Below are 16244 nucleotides of genomic sequence, written 5' to 3' on the forward strand. Positions count from 1 at the left end.
CATGAGCGAGAAAAACCCCCTGCCGTTTGCCAAGACGCAATCGCGCGCGATGTTGCTGTGGGTGTTGGCGGTGCTGATCGGCCTACCGTTGATATTGCCCTCGGCGACCCTGGCCACCGAGATCCTGATCTTTGCGATGGCGGCCTTGGCCTGCAACCTGCTGCTGGGCTACACCGGCCTGCTCTCCTTCGGCCAAGGCATCTTCTTCGGGGCCGGCGCGTATTGCGCGGCGTTGCTGATGATCCACCTGCAACTGGGCCTGTTCACGGCGTTGCTCGGCGCCGCCGTGGCCGGTGGTTTCCTGGCGTTGCTGGTGGGCGCCCTGGCGATCCGTCGCACCGGCATCTACTTCGTGATGCTGACCCTGGCGTTCAGCCAGATGGCCTACTTTGTCGCCTACACCCTCAGCGACTGGACCGGTGGCGACAACGGCCTGCTCAGCGTGCCGCGCCCGGAGATCCGCGTGGGTGAAACGGTGCTGCTGTCACTGGCCGACGCCCGCGCCTTCTACGGCTTTGTCGCAGTGCTGTTCCTGCTGATCTTCATCGGCGCACGCCGGGTGATTGCGTCACCGTTCGGCAGCACCTTGATGGCGATCCGCGAAAACGAAACCCGTGCCTCTGCCATCGGCTACGACACACGCCACTTCAAGATCCTGGTGTTTGTGCTGTCCGGCGCGGTCACCGGAATTGCCGGCGCGCTGTACGCGATGCTGCTGCACTTTGTGCCGCTGTCGAATATCGACCTGGCGATGTCCGAGAACATCCTGATCATGACCATCGTTGGCGGCACCGGCTCGTTGTTCGGCTCATTGCTTGGTGCCGGTTCCATCGTGCTGCTCGGAGATTTCCTCTCCGACCTGTGGCCGCGCTGGCTGATGCTGCTGGGGGTGATCCTGATCCTGGTGGTGATCTTCATGCGCGGCGGTTTGTGGGGCGGCCTCGCGTCGCTGTTCGAAAAGGTACGCGGCCATCGCAAAACGGCCGTTGTCGCCAAGGAGGAAGGGCTATGAGCATCCTTTTGGAAACCAGAGACCTGGAACTGGCCTACGGCGCGTTCCATGCGGTGAACGGCGTGAACCTCAAGGTCGAGGCGGGCACTATCCATACCATCATCGGCCCCAACGGCGCGGGCAAGACCAGCCTGTTCCACTGCCTCACCGGCGAACGCCAGGCCACCGCCGGGGCGATCCACTTCGACGGCAAGAACCTGATGCGCAAGCCTGCCCACGGCCGCGTCGGCCTGGGTATGGCGCGCTCGTTCCAGCTCACCAGCCTGTTCCAGAACCTCAGCGTGCGCGAAAACCTGCGCCTCGCCGCCCAAGGCCGCGACGGTGCACGCGCACTGAATTTCTGGCGCCGCGTCGACAGCAAGCGCGAACACCTGGAGATGGCCGACCAGGTGCTGGAGCGCCTGCAACTCACGGCCCGCGCCGGCACCCTGGCCGGTGAGTTGTCACACGGCCAGCAGCGGGTGCTGGAGGTGGGCATGTCGATCTGCTCCAAACCGAAACTGTTGATGCTGGATGAGCCCACCTCGGGCATGGGCATCGATGACATCCCGATCATGACGCAGTTGATCAGCGACCTCGGCCGCGACCACACGGTGCTGCTGATCGAACACAACATGAGCATCGTCATGTCCATCAGCCAACGCATCACGGTGATGAGCCACGGGCAGATCCTGGTCGAAGGCACACCGGAATTCGTGCGCGCCGATGAGCGTGTGCGCACTGCATACCTTGGGGAGGCTGCCTGATGCTGATCGTTGAGAACATCCATTCCTACTACGACAAGAGCCACGTGCTGGAAGGCGTGTCGCTGACCGTCAACCCTGGCGAACTGGTGACGTTGCTGGGGCGTAATGGCGCCGGCAAGACCACCACCCTGCGCAGCATTCTCGGCATCATCTGCCCGCGCCAGGGCCAGATCCACTTCAACGGCCAGGCACTGGTGGGCCAGAAGATCTTCGAAATTGCCCGCCAGGGTTTGGCGCTGGTGCCGGAGAACCGTGGGATCTTCCGCCTGCTCACGGTCGAGGAAAACCTGCGCATCGCCGCACGCAAGACCAGCCGCTGGCAGCTCGAAGACGTGTACGCCATGTTCCCGCGCCTCAAGGAGCGGCGCAAAAACGCTGGCCACGCGTTGTCCGGCGGCGAGCAACAAATGCTCGCCATCGCCCGTGCCCTGCTCAACGATCCCAAGCTGCTGATCCTCGATGAACCCACCGAAGGCCTGGCCCCGGTCATCGTCGACGAGCTGGTGAAGATCCTGCGCAAGGTCAAGGACGACGGCCTGCCGGTGCTGCTGGTGGAACAAAACCTGATGGTTTGCGACAAGCTCGCCGACCGCCATTACGTGCTTGAACAGGGCCGCGTGGTCTACGAGGGCAGCGCCGAAGCCTTCCGCGCCGACCCGACCATCAAAAACCGTTATTTGGCCCTGAGTGCCTGACCGGAGACTACTGATGAATAGTTTTGCGCAACCGCTCAAGAGCAACGCCCCGCTGATCAACCGCGACCGCTTGTGGCAATCGCTGATGGACCTGGCCCAGCTCGGCGCCACCGTCAAAGGTGGCGTGTGCCGCTTGGCGCTGACCGACCTGGATCGCCAGGCCCGTGACCTGTTTGTACAATGGTGCGAGGCCGCGGGGTGCAGCGTCAGTGTCGACGCTATCGGCAATATCTTTGCGCGCCGTGCCGGGCGCAATCCGGCCCTGCCCCCGGTGATGACCGGCAGCCATATCGACACCCAACCCACCGGCGGCAAGTTCGACGGGTGCTACGGGGTAATGGCGGGACTGGAAGTCATCCGCACCCTGAATGATTTGAAGATTGAAACCGAAGCGCCGATCGAAGTGGTGGTGTGGACCAACGAAGAAGGCTCGCGTTTTCCGCCGTGCATGATGGGTTCCGGGGTGTTTGCCGGTAAGTTCGATTTGCAGGACACCCTCGACAAGCTCGATGACCAGGGCCTGTCAGTCGGCGCCGAATTGCAGCGCATCGGATACGCCGGCTCCCGCGCCGTGCTCGGCCACCCGGTCGGTGCCTACTTCGAAGCGCATATCGAACAAGGCCCGGTACTGGAAGACCAGGCCACTACCATTGGCGTGGTCATGGGTTGCCTGGGCCAGAAATGGTTCGACCTGACCTTCACCGGCGTCGAAGCCCACGCCGGCCCGACGCCGATGCACCTGCGCAAGGACGCCCTGGTCGGCGCCGCCGAGGTGGTCAGCGCGGTCAACCGCATCGCCCATCAGCAGCAACCCCACGCCTGCGGTACGGTCGGTTGCCTGAGCCTGCATCCCGGCTCGCGCAACGTGATTCCCGGCCAGGTGCACATGACCCTCGACCTGCGTCATCTGCACGCAGACAAGCTGCAAGCCATGGTTGATGAAGTGCGCAGCGTGATCGAAGCCGCCGCCGCGAGACACGGGTTGGCATATGAACTGACCCCAACCGCCGACTTCCCACCGCTGGACTTCGCCCCGGCCTGCGTCAATGCCGTACGTGAAGGCGCCGAGGCCTTGGGCTTGAGCCATATGGACATCGTCAGCGGTGCAGGCCACGACGCGATTTTTGTCGCCGAACTGGGTCCGGCCGGGATGATCTTTGTACCGTGCGAAGGCGGCATCAGCCATAACGAAATCGAAAACGCCGCGCCGGACGACCTGGCGGCGGGCTGCGCGGTGTTGTTGCGCGCCATGGTCAACGCAGCGCAGGGGGACGTGGCATGAGCGAGATCGGCCAACTGACGGCGGTGCAACTGCTGCAGCATTTTCGCGACAAGACCTTGTCGCCGGTGGAAGTGACCGAGGACGCCTTGCTGCGGATCGAACGCTTCAATCCGGTGGTGAATGCCTACTGCCACGTGGACCCGGAAGGCGCGCTGAATGCGGCGCGCGCCTCGGAACAACGCTGGCTGAACGGCCAACCCTGCGGTCCGTTGGACGGCGTGCCGTCTTCGATCAAGGACCTGACGCTGACAATCGGCATGCCCACCCGCAAGGGCTCGCGCACCTCGTCCGCCGACGGGCCGTGGGAGGTGGACGCGCCCTTCCCGGCCTTTATGCGCAAGGCCGGCGCGGTGCTGCTGGGCAAAACCACCACCCCTGAATTCGGCTGGAAAGGCGTCACCGACAATCCGCTGTACGGCATCACCCGCAACCCGTGGGACACCCGCACCACGGCGGGCGGTTCGTCCGGCGGCGCGGGCGCGGCGGCGGCGTTGAACCTGGGGGTGCTGCACCAAGGCAGCGATGCGGGCGGTTCGATTCGGATTCCCTGTGCATTTACCGGCACTTTCGGGATCAAGCCGACCTTCGGTTATGTGCCGCAGTGGCCGGCCAGCTCCATGACAATCCTCTCGCACCTGGGGCCGATGACCCGCACGGTGGAAGACAGCGTATTGATGCTGCAGACCATCGCGCAACCGGATGCTCGGGACGGGTTGATCGGTGCGCCGAGGACCACACCGTGGTTGTCGGGCGCAGCGGATTTGAAAGGGCTGCGCGTGGCCTACAGTCCGAACTTCGGTTACGTGGAGGTCGACCCGCAAGTGGCCAAGGTGGTCGCGGAGGCGGTGCGAGGCCTGGAACAACTGGGCGCCCATGTCGAGCAGATCGACCCCGGCTTCAGTGACCCGCTGGAAGTCTTCAGCACCTTGTGGGCAGCCGGCGCTGCACGCCTGACCGGGCCCATGAGCGAGTCACAAAAACAACTGCTGGACCCCGGCCTGCTGCGCATCGCCCAGCGCGGCGAGCGTTTGAGCCTGGACGACTTCAGCGCGGCCCTTGAAGCACGCGCAGCCCTGGTGGCACGCATGGCGGCGTTCCATGAGCATTACGATGTGCTGGTATCGCCGATGATGCCGATCACCGCGTTCGATGCCGGGCATGACGTGCCACCGGGTTCGGGTTTGCAGGAATGGACACAGTGGACACCGTTCACCTACCCCTTCAACCTGACGCAGCAACCGGCAGCCTCGGTGCCGTGTGGGTTGGCAGCGAACGGCTTGCCGGTGGGCTTGCATGTAGTAGGCGCACGTTTTGCCGACGAGCAGGTGTTGCGGGTGTGCCACGCCTACGCGAAGGCCTTCCCGAGCAAGCACCTCCAAGCCCCACAAACCCCAACCTGAAATGCACTCCCTGTAGGAGCCGGCTTGTCGGCGATGGCGCCGTGTCAGACACCTCACCCGTCACCGACACACCCCAATCGCCGGCAAGCCGGCGCCTACAAGACCGCATATCCAGGATGCGAAGCGAGTCGCTCTTGATCTTGATCTCAGGCGCCCCGTCAAACACGCTGGCCGAACGCAGGCAAGCCAGCTCCCACAGTTTCAACCACATTCCATTACACTGTCCCCCATTCATCCCCGGGGGCTTCATGGACATCGAACTGGCACGCACCTTCCTCGAAATCACCCGCTGCGGCAGCCTGGCCGCAGCAGCCGAGAAACTGCACGTCACCCAGACCGCCATCACCGCACGGGTCAAAAGCCTGGAAAGCCAGCTAGGTAGCACACTGTTCGTGCGCAACCGCGCCGGCGCCCGGCTGACCGCCGACGGCGAGGCCTTCGTGGTGTACGCCAACCAGTTGCTGCAAACCTGGGAAGCGGCAAAACGCGACCTGCCGCTGCCCGATGGCTATCGCAACGTGCTGCATATCGGCGGCGAAGTCAGCCTGTGCAATCCATTGATGCTCGGCTGGGCCCAGGCGTTACGCCAACACATCCCCGGCCATGCCCTGCGCACCGAAATCCGCGAAGGCGAATACCTGTTGCGCCAACTGGAACTGGGCGTACTCGACGCTGCATTGGTGTTCCAGCCGCAATACTGGCCAGGCTTGCAGGTGGAACAGGTGCTGGAGGAAAAACTGATCCTGGTGCAGTTGGTGAGCAACCCGGCGCCCTACGTGTATATCGATTGGGGGCCCGGGTTTCGTCAACAACACGACGCCGCGCTGCCCGACAAGGCCCGTGCCGCATTGAGTTTCAACCTGGGCCCGCTGGCATTGCAGTACATCCTTGAGAATGGCGGCGCCGGTTATTTCCGCACGCGCGTGGTGCAGAGTTACCTGGACAGCGGCGTAATGCAGCGTGTGCCCAAGGCGCCGGAATTCAGCTTCCCGACGTACCTGGTGTATTCACGGGCGCGAGATTCGGCAGTGTTGCAACAGGCACTGGGGTTGCTGCGTGAGGTGGTCAAGGCCGAAAGCGACTGGTCGCAGCGTTGGGACCCATTGATTTGAAGCAACAATCTCCACCGCGCATGCTAGCCTGCGGGTGTTTCCTTTTGCAGCCTGACCGATGAACAAGAAGAAGTCCGTCACTATCAGCGACATCGCCAAACGGGTTGGCATGACCACCATCACGGTGTCTCGCGCTCTGAGCAAACCCGACCTGGTCAAACCGGCCACCCTGGCGCGCATCCTCGAAGTGGCGCGGGAGATGGACTACGTGCCCAACGCCTTCGCACGCGGGCTCAAGCGCAGTGAGAGCCTGATCATCGGCGTGATCACCGCCTCCGTGGACAACCCGTTCTACAGCGAAATGATCAAGGCGATTTCCCGCGAGGCCAAACAGCACGGCTACACCATCATGCTGGTGGACACCGATGAGCTGGAAGAGCTGGAAAGCAAGGCCGTGGACACCCTGTTGGGCTACCGCGTGGCGGGGATCATTCTGTCGCCGGTCTCGGATGAACCGAGCTACCAGCCCGATTACCTCGAACGCCTGGGCAACGGCAAAACCCCAGTGGTGCTGCTCGATCGCACAATCCACGACAGCCCGTTCAGCCGCGTGGTGCTCGACAACTACCACAGCGGCATCCAGGCCGCGCACTACCTGCTGCGCCAGACGCCCGACCTCAAGCGCCTGCTGGTGCTGACCGGCCCCGAGCACTCACGCATCACCGTCGAACGCCTCAAGGGCCTGCGCGAAGTGCTGGCCGAGCACCCGCAGGTGCAGGTCGAAGTACAGGCCGGCGACTACACGCTGATGCCGTCCTACCTGCACACCCTCGACTACCTGGCCGAACACTCGGCGCCGGACGCGATCATGGGCTTCAACCAGTTGATCACCCTCGGCGCCTTGCGCGCACTGCGCATGCACAACATCGCCCATGACAGCCTGACCATCTGCGGCATCGACCGCCTGCCCTTCGCCGATATCTTCGGCGTGCCCATCGCCTGCGTGGCTCACGATGCGTCTTTGGCCGGCAGCAGTGCGGTGCGCCTGTTGCTCGATCGCCTGGAAGACCCGTTCAAGCCGCGGGACAAGGTGGTGATCGCCGGTCAGTTGGAAAACGGCTAGCGGCTGGTGTAGCCACCGTCGATGGGCAGGCTCACGCCGCTGATCATGCTGGCGGCGCTGCTCAACAGGAACAGCACCGGCAACGCCACCTCGACGGTTTCAGCAAAACGCCCCAATGGAATGGCCGCCAGCACCGGGTCGCGCTTGGCCGGCTCGGACCAGGCCATGGCCGCCATCGGCGTGAGCGTGACGGTGGGGTTGACGCTGTTGACGCGAATGCCAAAGCGGCCCCACTCGGCGCATTGCACACGGGTGATCGCATCCAGCGCGGCCTTGGAGGCGCAGTAGCCGAGGTGATCGTCCAGGGCCACCAGCGAGGCCTGGCTGGAGACGTTGACGATGCTGCCGGCGATGTGTGCTTCGATCATTTTGGCCGCCACGCGGCTGGCGACCTGGGCGGCGGCGCGGGCGTTGACTTGCATCACCTGGTCGAACGCGTCGGCGCTGATGGCGGCGGCGGGCTCCAGCCGCGAGATGCCGGCGCAGTTGACCAGGCCGTGCAGCGGTGGCAGGTCGTGCAGGGCGTTATCGAGGGCGGCGCTGTCGGCGATGTCCAGGCACAAGGTGTGGCAACCGAGTTCGGCCAAGGCTTGGGCGTCGCGGCCGAGGGCAAAGACATCGGCGCCGCTGGCGATCAGTTGCAAGGCGATTTCGCGCCCAATGCCGCTGCTGGCGCCGGTGACGAGGATGCGCTGGTGGGTGAAGTCGAAGGCTGCGTTCATTCAGTTCTCCTGCAGGCTGTGCATGATCGGTTTCAGGGCCGGATACAGCTTCAGGTACTCGCCGAACGCACGGTCGTACGCCTCGACATTTTCCGCCTTGGGCTCAGCCCGCAACTCCAGTTGTACCCAGCCCTTGTCCATCTCCCCATCGCTCACCAACCCCACCGTGTGTGCCGCCAGCAACGCCGCGCCCAACGCGGCCTCAACCTCCTGCACGATGGTGTACACCGGATACCGCGTAACGTCCGCGATGATCTGCATCCACAGGTCCGAATGGCTCGCCCCGCCCACCACGATCAAGCGCGGGTCCAGGGAATGCGCGCCGCGTGTGCCCGCTTCGATGTTGTGTCGCAGGGCAAAACTCACGCCCTCCAGCACCGCGCGATACAGGTGAATACGGCTGTGGTAGAGGTTCAAGCCGACAAAACTGCCACTGGCGCGGTCATCCCACACCGGGCTGCGTTCACCCATCAGGTACGGCAGGAACAACAGGCCTTCGCTGCCGGCCGGGATGTTCATCGCGCGCTGTTCCAGCAGCACCAGGCTGTCCTGGCCGGTGGCCTTGGCTTGTTGCTCTTCGGCCTGGCAGAACTGCTCGCGAAACCAGCTGACCGAGGCACCGGCGGTGATTGCTCCGCCAAAGATGTACAGGTCGCGGTGGCCGTTGTAGACGTGGGGCATGCTCACCAAGCCATGGTGTGCATCCACTTGTTGGTTGAGGTAACCCCAGCACATGCTGGTGCCGATCATTGCCACGTGATTGCCCGGCTGCGTCACCCCTGCGGCCAGCGTTGCCATGGCCGCATCGACGCCACCGGCCAGAACCGGTGTGCCCGCCTGCAGGCCCAGACGCGCCGCCCAACCCTCCAGCAACCCACCGACGACTTCCCCGGAATACACCAGGCGCTCCGGCATCATCGCCTGCGGTATGCCCAGTGCATCAAGCATTTCGGCGGACCAGCCGCGCACCTTCACGTCGTAGACGCCACCGATATTGCCGGCACTGCTATGGTCCACCGCCAACTCGCCGGTGAGGCACCAGTTGATGTAGCTGTTGGGCGGCAGCAGGTAGCGAGTCTTGGCCCACACCTCGGGCTGGTGCTGCTTGAGCCAGAGCATCTTGGTGAAGCCGTAGTAGCTGTCCACCGAGTTGCCGGTGATCGCGAACAGACGCTCCAGGTCCACCTGCTCGCGCACCCAGGCCACCTGCTCGCCAGCACGGCGGTCCATCCAGATCAGGCACGGGTGCAGCGGCGTGATTTGCGCATCCACCGCAATCCCCGAGCCGCCGTACAGGCTGCTGATACACAACGCCTTGACCTGCTGCGCCGCCACGCCGGCCTTGGCCATGCACTGCGCAACGCAAGCCTCGACGGCGTCCAGCCAGACCTGCGGCCATTGCTCGGCCCAGCGCACTTTCGGGGTATCCACGCGATACCCCTGGCTATGCTGGGCGATGATCGTACCTTGACCGTCCACCAGCAGCGCCTTGGTGCTCTGGGTTCCTATATCGACACCCATCACGTAGTTCATTTTCAGGCCACCGGCTTCAACAGCACCTTGATCGACTTGGTCGAGTTGGCCAACGCGAAGGCTTCGGCAAAGTCGTCCAGCGGGAAGTCATGGGTCACGATGCCCTTGGAGGTGACCAGGCCACGCTCGAACAGGTCGATGGCGATCGGGTAGCAATACGGCCCGAGATGAGCGCCGCGTACGTCCAACTCCTTGCGGTCACCGATGATCGACCAGTCGACGCTGGTCTCGGCGCCAAACACGCTGAACTCGACAAAACGCCCGAGCTTGCGGATCAAATCCAGGCCCTGGGTCACGCCGGCTGGCACGCCGGTGGTTTCGATGTAGACGTCGCAGCCGTAGTTGTCGGTCAGGCCGTTGATGATTTCACGGGCGTTGTCGCGCGACGGGTTGATCACCACATCGGCGCCGAATTTTTTCGCCAGTTCCAGGCGCTCGTCGACCATGTCGATCACCACCAGTTTCTTCGGGGTTTTCAACGCAGCGACCTGGACCATGCACAACCCGAGGGTGCCGGCACCGGCGATCACCACCACGTCGTCGAGCTGGACATCGCCACGGTTGACGGTATGGATCGAACAGGCCATCGGTTCCACCAGCGCCGAGTCTTCCAGCGACACCGATTCAGGGATCTTGTGCACGATGGCGGTCTTGGGAATGCGCATATACTGGGCCATGCCGCCTTCGGCCACTTCGCGCTGGAAGCCGAAGATGTTGTGCACTTCGCACATCCAGTACTTGCCCGACTTGCAGAAACGGCACTTGCCGCACGGCACGATCTGCTCGGCGATCACCTTGTCGCCCACCGCGACGTCGAAGTGCTCTTCGGCGCCCTCGCCCACTTCCACCACATAGCCAAAAAATTCGTGCCCCGGTACGACCGGCGCCTTCACCCACGGGTTGTCGCCGCCCCAGAACATCGCTGCGCCCGAGTGGCACTTGCAGTCACTGGCGCAGATGCCACAGGCAGCGATACGGATCACCAGTTCATTGGCGCGTGCCTGGGGTTTGCCGATGCGTTCCAGGCGGTAGTCTTTGGGGCCGTGGCAGACGACGGCTTGCATTTCGGTGTGCTTGTCCATGGTGTCGGGTCCTGTGCTTGTGAGAAGTTTATTTGTGGCGCTGACGGCTGATAAAAATCGCCAGCAAAATGATTGCGCCCTTGATCACGCTCTGGACGTAGGGCGACACGCCCAGCATGTTCAGGCCGTTGTTCAACACGCCGAGCAACATGGCGCCGAGTAAGGTGCCGACGATCACCCCGCGCCCGCCGGCAATCGAGGCACCGCCGAGTACCACGGCGGCAATCGCGTCCAGTTCGAACGACACGCCGGCGTTCGGCTGGCCGCTCATCAGGCGCGAGGTCAATACCAGCCCGGCAATCGCCGCCGTAAGGCCGCTGATGCCGTACACCAGCAACTTGAAACGCGCCGCACGCACGCCGGACAACCGCACCGCTTCTTCATTGCCGCCGATGGCGTAGATGTAGCGGCCGATGCGCGTGTGTTGCAGCAGCACGTAGGCCGCCAGGTAGGTGAGCAGCATGATCAGGATCGGCACCTGGATACCGAACAGGCTTTCACGGCCGAAAAACGCAAACCAATCCGGCAACCCGGAAATCGGGTAGCCATCGGTGTACATCAGGCCCAGGCCACGGGCGATGCCCATGGTCGCCAGGGTCACGATGATCGGCGGCATGTGCAGGTAGGCCACGAACAAGCCGTTGCCGATGCCAAAGGCCACGCCGATCAACAGGCCCGCGCCAATCGCCAGGCCGGGCGGCAGGCCCGCGACCATCAACCCGGCGGTGAGCGTGCCGGACAAGGCCATCACCGGCCCTACCGACAGATCGATGCCGCCGGTGAGGATCACGCAGGTCATGCCCACCGCGATGATCGCGTTGATCGACACCTGGCGGGCGATGTTCGACAGGTTGCTGGCAGTGAGGAAGGTGTCGCTGGCGAGGATCATCACCAGGGTCACCACCACCAGCCCGACGAAGGGATAAAATGCCGGCGAGCGCACCAGCCGCGCCAGGTTCAGCCGCAACCGGCTGCTGTCGCCGGTACTAATGGACGTATTCACTTGAGCCCCCTGTTGCATGGCGCATGACCTCTTGAGGATTGACGGCAGATGCTTCGAGTACCTTGACGATGGCGCCCTTGTGGAACACGGCGACGCGGTCGCACATGCCGATGACTTCCGGCAATTCGGAGGAAATCATGATGATTGCGTAGCCTTGTTCGGTGAGGCTGCGCATCAGCGCGTAGATCTGCGCCTTGGCCCCCACGTCGATGCCACGGGTGGGTTCGTCGAACACCAGCACGTCGCAGTGATGGTTGATCCAACGGGCGATCACCACCTTTTGCTGGTTGCCGCCGCTGAGGTTGAACACCCGGCTTTCACTGCTGGGGGCCTTGATCGACAGTTGCTTCATCAGGCCTTCGACGCTGGCGCATTCGCGGTTCTTGTCGATCAGGCCCGAGGCGTTCTGGTATTTGGGCAGGTTGTTCAACGAGATGTTTTCGCGAATGCTGAAGTCGGTGATCAGCCCTTCGCTCTTGCGGCTTTCCGGCAGCAGGCCGATGCCGTGGGCCAGGGCCTGGGCCGGGTCGTCGAGGGTGATTTTCTCGCCGCGCAGCCATACGTCTTTGCTCACCGACGCCAGCGCCCCCATCATGCCCAGGGCCAGTTCGGTACGACCGGAACCGACCAGGCCGGCAAAGCCGAGGATCTCGCCCTTGTGCAGCTGGAAGCTGTTGTGCGGGCCGTTGCGCACCAGTTGGATGTCCTTGACCTCCAGCAACAGCGGGCCACGCTCGGTGTTCGGTTTGGGTGGAAAACTGCATTCCAGGCGGCGCCCGACCATCATCTCGACCAGCCGGTCGATATCACTGTCAGCCACATCGGTAACGCCCACATTGCCGCCGTCGCGCAACACGCTGATGCGGTCGCACACCTGGAAAATCTCCTCCAGGTGATGGGAGATGAAAATCACCGCCACGCCCTGGCGCTTGAGTTCGCGCATGATGTCGAACAGCAGCTCAGCCTCGCTCGGTGTCAGCGTGGCAGTCGGTTCATCCAACACCAGCAGGCGCGCATCCAGGGCCAGGGCCTTGGCGATTTCGACAAACTGCTGCTCGGCCACGCTCAGGTGCTTGACCGCACATTGCAGGTCGATGGTAACGCCCAGGCGCTTGAACAAGGCCTCGCTGGCCTCGACCATTTCGCGCTTGCGCAACAGGCCGAAACGGTTACTCAGCTCATGGCCGAGGAAGATGTTTTCCACGGCAGTGAGGTAGGGAATCAGGCTGAACTCCTGGAACACGATGCCGATGCCGGCGGCGATTGCATCGCGATAGGTCGCGAACTGCTGCGCCTGGCCATCGATCAGGATCTGGCCTTCGTCTTGATGCTCGACGCCGCCGAGGATCTTCATCAGCGTCGATTTGCCCGCACCATTTTCGCCGAGCAAGGCATGAATCTCACCGCGCTCGACTTGCAGGTTGATGGACTTGAGGGCCTGTACACCCGGGTACCGCTTACAGATGTTTTCCAACTTCAGAAGACTGCTCATACCGCCGACCTCGTATTCAGAAGGATGACCTGGGCCCCACGGTAGGCGTGGGGCCTGGGCGATTTACCAGCTGAAATCCTTGGCCTTGGCCTGGTCGATCAGGGTGATGTCCACCGGGATGGTGGCCGGCACCTGCGAGCCCCACTTCTTGGCCAGGGCAATGCCCAGCGCCAGGCGGATCTGGTCGCGCGGATACTGCGCTGAGGTGGCGATGAACTTGCTACCGGGCTTCTGGATCGCCTTGATCGCTTCCGGCGCGCCGTCGACGCTGACCAGCTTCACGTCCAACCCGCTGGCTTCGATGGCCGAGAGCGCGCCGAGGGAGCCGTTGTCATTCACACTGAAAATGCCCTTGAGGGCGGGCTGGGCCTGCAGCATGTTTTCGGTGACGGTCAGCGCCTGGTCACGCTCCTGCTTGCCGTTCTGGATGCTGACGATCTTGATATCGGGGTGCTTGGCCACGGCCTCTTTGCAACCGCGCACACGCTCCAGGATCGGCACCACGGCGATACCGTCGAGGATCGCGATATTGCCTTTGTCGCCGATGCTCTTGGCCAGGTATTCACAGGCCTGGAAGCCAGCGTCAAAGTTCTTCGAGCCGACGAAGGAATCCAGCGGGCCGTCGGCCTGGGCGTCTACCGCGACGACCACGACACCGGCGGCGTGGGCAGACTTGACCGCCGATTGCACGCCGACCGAGTCCGTGGGGTTGATCAGCAGGATGTCGATGCCTTTTTGCAGCATGTCTTCGACGTCACTGACCTGCTTGGACACGTCGTGACGAGCGTCGGTGATGATCAGTTTCGCGCCGATGGTCGCCCCGGCTTCTTCCAGGGCGTTTTTCATGGTGACGAAATAGGGATTGTTGATTTCCTGGAAGGACGCGCCGATGCGGATCGGCTTGGCAGTGTCGGCGAATGCTGGGGAGACAGTGCCGAGGGTGATGCCTACAGCCAATAAACACAGGGTTTTCGGGAGCATTTTCATGGCGTGATTCTCTGTTTTGTTTTTATTGTTAGAGCAAATGTTATCGTTAACATTTTGCGAGAAACTAGCAAGGAAACAGGGGGTGTGCAAGCCCCCACTGGTCGCCTCGGCTGACACGGTCCTTGTAGGAGCCGGCTTGCTGGCGATGGCATCCACTCGCCGTACCTGACACACCGAGGTGTCAGCATCGCCGGCAAGCCGGCTCCTACCGTCGGTCTGTGTGCAGCGCAAAACTCGCACATTCCCCACCACCAACTAAGCTCAGACTCCAACAAAAAAACACCGAGCAACCCGCCATGGACCACCCCACCGAGACCTTTCGCGCCCGTTACCGCGCCACTGTCGCGCCCCACTACAACCCTTGGCTGCACGCCAGTTTCGTGTTCGGCTACGGCATCGTGTGCATCGCCCTGGCCTGGTCATCCACGCATCAGATCAGCGCTGTGCAATGGCTGACCGTGCCGCTGACCCTGGTGTTCTTCAACCTCTGCATCTACCTCGTGCACCGTCACCTTGGCCACCACAAGCACGCCTTGGCCCGGCTGTTCTACGCACGCCACACCGGCGATCATCACAGTTTCTTCACCCCCGGCCACATGACCTACGACAGCCCCCGCGACTGGCGCGTCATCCTGTTCCCGGCCTGGCTGATCGTGCTGCACAGCCTGGCAATCACTCTGCCTGCCTGGTGGTTGCTCAAACAATTGAGCCCCAATGTCGCCGGCCTGTTCGCGGGGTGCATGATCCTCGGGTATTTACTTTACGAAGTGTTTCACGCCTGCGAGCACCTGCCCGCCAGCCACCCAGTGGCGCGCTTGCCGTGGATCCGCCAGATGCACCATCTGCACGCCCTGCATCACCGCCGTGAACTGATGCAGGGTCGCAACTTCAACATCGTCCTTCCCCTGATGGATTACCTGTTCGGCACCCTGCATTGGGAACCGAGCATCAACGACAACCAGGCATCGTCATGAGTACCCGTCCCAAAAAACTACGTCATCTGCTGTTTCTACTGCTTCTGGCGGTGGTCGCCTTTCTGCTGTTGATGCCGACCAAAGTGCAACCCGTAAACTGGACGCCACCCACGGCGCCGTCGATGAAGAGCGGCCTTTACACCGAGAACCAGCGCCTCAAGGGCGTGCAGAAAATCGGCGCCCAGGACATCGCCGGGCCCGAGGCCTTGCTGCTGGACGCCCAGGGCTTTTTGATCAGCGGCTTGCATGACGGGCGCATCATCCGCACCTCGCCCGACAGCCGCAGCCTGGAAGTATTGGCCAATACCGGCGGAAGGCCCCTGGGCCTGGCGCTGCACCCGGATGGGCGCCTGATCATTGCCGACGGGATCAAGGGCTTGCTCGCCCTGGATGCAAAACACCAACTCACTACGTTGAGCACCAGTGCCAACGGCCTGCCCTTCGGTTTCACCGATGACGTCACCGTGGACGCGAGCGGGCGTTATGCCTACTTCAGCGATGCGTCGAGTCGCTGGGGCTACGGGCAGGACGGCGAAGCGGTGATCGAACATGGCGGCGACGGTCGGCTGCTGCGCTATGACTTCAGCAACGGCAGCACCGACGTGCTACTGGACCAACTGCAATTTGCCAACGGCGTGGCCTTGGGGCCGGATGAAAACTTCGTGCTGGTGAATGAAACCGGCGCCTACCGTATCAGCCGTTACTGGCTCAAGGGCGAGCGCGCCGGCACCCATGACCTGTTTATCGACAACCTGCCCGGCCTGCCGGACAACCTTAGCTTCAACGGCCAGGACCGTTTCTGGGTAGCGCTGTATTCGCCACGCAATCCGTTGCTTGACAGCTTTGCCGGCTACCCATTGCTGCGCAAGGTGATGGTACGGGCGCTGATGGTGGTGCCCAAGCCTATCGAACGCAAAGCCTTCGTGCTGGGCTTGGATCCCGAAGGTAAGGTCATCGCCAACCTGCAGGACGGCAGCCCGGGGAACTACTCGCCGATCACCACCGCACGGGAATATGGAAACTGGTTGTACCTGGGCTCGTTGAAAGGCACGAGCATGGCGCGGCTACCGCTGGACCTGGCATTGGCGGGCGAATAAAAAAAGGGGCAGCCTCGTCAGGCTGCCCCTTCTCACTCACACCG

Annotated in this window: 15 protein-coding genes; 9 read left to right on the plus strand and 6 right to left on the minus strand. The window is 62.9% G+C overall.

The window, feature by feature from the left end; genetic code table 11:
- Nucleotide 1 precedes the first annotated feature (1 nt).
- The 7 genes from ACP7C6_RS02770 to ACP7C6_RS02800 all read left to right on the plus strand — a co-directional run bounded on the left by ACP7C6_RS02770 (nucleotide 2) and on the right by ACP7C6_RS02800 (nucleotide 7310).
- The gene (locus ACP7C6_RS02770; RefSeq protein ID WP_028616998.1) at nucleotides 2-1012 is read left to right on the plus strand and encodes a branched-chain amino acid ABC transporter permease; all 1011 of its coding nucleotides are present in this window, start codon (nucleotides 2-4) and stop codon (nucleotides 1010-1012) included.
- On the plus strand, nucleotides 1009-1758 hold the full coding sequence (locus ACP7C6_RS02775) for an ABC transporter ATP-binding protein (RefSeq protein WP_028616999.1): 750 nt from the start codon (nucleotides 1009-1011) through the stop codon (nucleotides 1756-1758). The genes ACP7C6_RS02770 and ACP7C6_RS02775 overlap by 4 nt, the downstream gene beginning before the upstream one ends.
- Complete coding sequence (locus ACP7C6_RS02780) at nucleotides 1758-2453, plus strand: ABC transporter ATP-binding protein (protein ID WP_028617000.1); 696 nt, start codon at nucleotides 1758-1760, stop codon at nucleotides 2451-2453. Before ACP7C6_RS02775 ends, ACP7C6_RS02780 begins: the two co-directional genes overlap by 1 nt.
- A 13-nt stretch (nucleotides 2454-2466) precedes the next feature.
- Nucleotides 2467-3735: a Zn-dependent hydrolase gene (locus ACP7C6_RS02785; RefSeq protein ID WP_028617001.1), complete on the plus strand. Its 1269-nt coding sequence runs from the start codon at nucleotides 2467-2469 to the stop codon at nucleotides 3733-3735.
- Nucleotides 3732-5135, plus strand: a complete 1404-nt coding sequence (locus tag ACP7C6_RS02790; protein ID WP_068937198.1) for an amidase — start codon at nucleotides 3732-3734, stop codon at nucleotides 5133-5135. Before ACP7C6_RS02785 ends, ACP7C6_RS02790 begins: the two co-directional genes overlap by 4 nt.
- 248 nt (nucleotides 5136-5383) lie before the next feature.
- Nucleotides 5384-6247: a LysR family transcriptional regulator gene (locus ACP7C6_RS02795; RefSeq protein ID WP_122684030.1), complete on the plus strand. Its 864-nt coding sequence runs from the start codon at nucleotides 5384-5386 to the stop codon at nucleotides 6245-6247.
- A gap of 58 nt (nucleotides 6248-6305) precedes the next feature.
- Nucleotides 6306-7310, plus strand: a complete 1005-nt coding sequence (locus ACP7C6_RS02800) for a LacI family DNA-binding transcriptional regulator (protein WP_028617004.1) — start codon at nucleotides 6306-6308, stop codon at nucleotides 7308-7310.
- Here ACP7C6_RS02800 and ACP7C6_RS02805 read toward each other — a convergent pair.
- From ACP7C6_RS02805 to ACP7C6_RS02830, 6 genes are all read right to left on the minus strand, one after another.
- On the minus strand, nucleotides 7307-8032 hold the full coding sequence (locus ACP7C6_RS02805; RefSeq protein ID WP_122684032.1) for an SDR family oxidoreductase: 726 nt from the start codon (nucleotides 8030-8032) through the stop codon (nucleotides 7307-7309). The two genes, ACP7C6_RS02800 and ACP7C6_RS02805, sit on opposite strands and share 4 nt — an antisense overlap.
- Complete coding sequence (locus ACP7C6_RS02810) at nucleotides 8033-9565, minus strand: FGGY-family carbohydrate kinase (RefSeq protein ID WP_426108227.1); 1533 nt, start codon at nucleotides 9563-9565, stop codon at nucleotides 8033-8035. It abuts the gene before it with no gap.
- A gap of 2 nt (nucleotides 9566-9567) precedes the next feature.
- Nucleotides 9568-10647 carry an alcohol dehydrogenase catalytic domain-containing protein gene (locus tag ACP7C6_RS02815; protein ID WP_068937194.1) on the minus strand — a complete coding sequence of 360 codons (1080 nt, stop codon included), beginning with the start codon at nucleotides 10645-10647 and terminating at the stop codon, nucleotides 9568-9570.
- A 28-nt stretch (nucleotides 10648-10675) separates the two neighbouring features.
- Nucleotides 10676-11668 carry an ABC transporter permease gene (locus ACP7C6_RS02820; RefSeq protein WP_311893071.1) on the minus strand — a complete coding sequence of 331 codons (993 nt, stop codon included), beginning with the start codon at nucleotides 11666-11668 and terminating at the stop codon, nucleotides 10676-10678.
- Nucleotides 11634-13142: a sugar ABC transporter ATP-binding protein gene (locus ACP7C6_RS02825; protein ID WP_426108228.1), complete on the minus strand. Its 1509-nt coding sequence runs from the start codon at nucleotides 13140-13142 to the stop codon at nucleotides 11634-11636. Before ACP7C6_RS02825 ends, ACP7C6_RS02820 begins: the two co-directional genes overlap by 35 nt.
- A 63-nt stretch (nucleotides 13143-13205) precedes the next feature.
- Nucleotides 13206-14129 (minus strand): substrate-binding domain-containing protein, encoded by a 924-nt coding sequence (locus ACP7C6_RS02830; protein WP_426108229.1) that lies wholly within the window; start codon nucleotides 14127-14129, stop codon nucleotides 13206-13208.
- 296 nt (nucleotides 14130-14425) lie between these two features.
- Here ACP7C6_RS02830 and ACP7C6_RS02835 point away from each other — a divergent pair, with 296 nt between their 5' ends.
- Both ACP7C6_RS02835 and ACP7C6_RS02840 read left to right on the plus strand, forming a co-directional pair.
- Nucleotides 14426-15103 carry a sterol desaturase family protein gene (locus ACP7C6_RS02835; RefSeq protein ID WP_028617011.1) on the plus strand — a complete coding sequence of 226 codons (678 nt, stop codon included), beginning with the start codon at nucleotides 14426-14428 and terminating at the stop codon, nucleotides 15101-15103.
- A complete protein-coding gene (locus tag ACP7C6_RS02840) occupies nucleotides 15100-16200 on the plus strand; it encodes an SMP-30/gluconolactonase/LRE family protein (RefSeq protein ID WP_068937192.1) in 1101 nt (366 codons plus the stop codon). The genes ACP7C6_RS02835 and ACP7C6_RS02840 overlap by 4 nt, the downstream gene beginning before the upstream one ends.
- The last annotated feature ends 44 nt before the right edge of the window (nucleotides 16201-16244 follow it).

Origin of the sequence: Pseudomonas sp. TWR1-1-4, assembly GCF_049897165.1 — a bacterium.
In the GTDB taxonomy this organism is placed as follows: Bacteria; Pseudomonadota; Gammaproteobacteria; order Pseudomonadales; family Pseudomonadaceae; genus Aquipseudomonas; species Aquipseudomonas canadensis.

Excerpts from the sequence above, each read along its gene's own strand:
- ACP7C6_RS02770 (WP_028616998.1), top strand. The coding sequence starts at position 2 with ATGAGCGAGAAAAACCCCCTGCCGTTTGCCAAGACGCAATCGCGCGCG.
- ACP7C6_RS02775 (WP_028616999.1), top strand. The coding sequence starts at position 1,009 with ATGAGCATCCTTTTGGAAACCAGAGACCTGGAACTGGCCTACGGCGCG.
- ACP7C6_RS02780 (WP_028617000.1), top strand. The coding sequence starts at position 1,758 with ATGCTGATCGTTGAGAACATCCATTCCTACTACGACAAGAGCCACGTG.
- ACP7C6_RS02785 (WP_028617001.1), top strand. The coding sequence starts at position 2,467 with ATGAATAGTTTTGCGCAACCGCTCAAGAGCAACGCCCCGCTGATCAAC.
- ACP7C6_RS02790 (WP_068937198.1), top strand. The coding sequence starts at position 3,732 with ATGAGCGAGATCGGCCAACTGACGGCGGTGCAACTGCTGCAGCATTTT.
- ACP7C6_RS02795 (WP_122684030.1), top strand. The coding sequence starts at position 5,384 with ATGGACATCGAACTGGCACGCACCTTCCTCGAAATCACCCGCTGCGGC.
- ACP7C6_RS02800 (WP_028617004.1), top strand. The coding sequence starts at position 6,306 with ATGAACAAGAAGAAGTCCGTCACTATCAGCGACATCGCCAAACGGGTT.
- ACP7C6_RS02805 (WP_122684032.1), bottom strand. The coding sequence starts at position 8,032 with ATGAACGCAGCCTTCGACTTCACCCACCAGCGCATCCTCGTCACCGGC.
- ACP7C6_RS02810 (WP_426108227.1), bottom strand. The coding sequence starts at position 9,565 with ATGAACTACGTGATGGGTGTCGATATAGGAACCCAGAGCACCAAGGCG.
- ACP7C6_RS02815 (WP_068937194.1), bottom strand. The coding sequence starts at position 10,647 with ATGGACAAGCACACCGAAATGCAAGCCGTCGTCTGCCACGGCCCCAAA.
- ACP7C6_RS02820 (WP_311893071.1), bottom strand. The coding sequence starts at position 11,668 with ATGCAACAGGGGGCTCAAGTGAATACGTCCATTAGTACCGGCGACAGC.
- ACP7C6_RS02825 (WP_426108228.1), bottom strand. The coding sequence starts at position 13,142 with ATGAGCAGTCTTCTGAAGTTGGAAAACATCTGTAAGCGGTACCCGGGT.
- ACP7C6_RS02830 (WP_426108229.1), bottom strand. The coding sequence starts at position 14,129 with ATGAAAATGCTCCCGAAAACCCTGTGTTTATTGGCTGTAGGCATCACC.
- ACP7C6_RS02835 (WP_028617011.1), top strand. The coding sequence starts at position 14,426 with ATGGACCACCCCACCGAGACCTTTCGCGCCCGTTACCGCGCCACTGTC.
- ACP7C6_RS02840 (WP_068937192.1), top strand. The coding sequence starts at position 15,100 with ATGAGTACCCGTCCCAAAAAACTACGTCATCTGCTGTTTCTACTGCTT.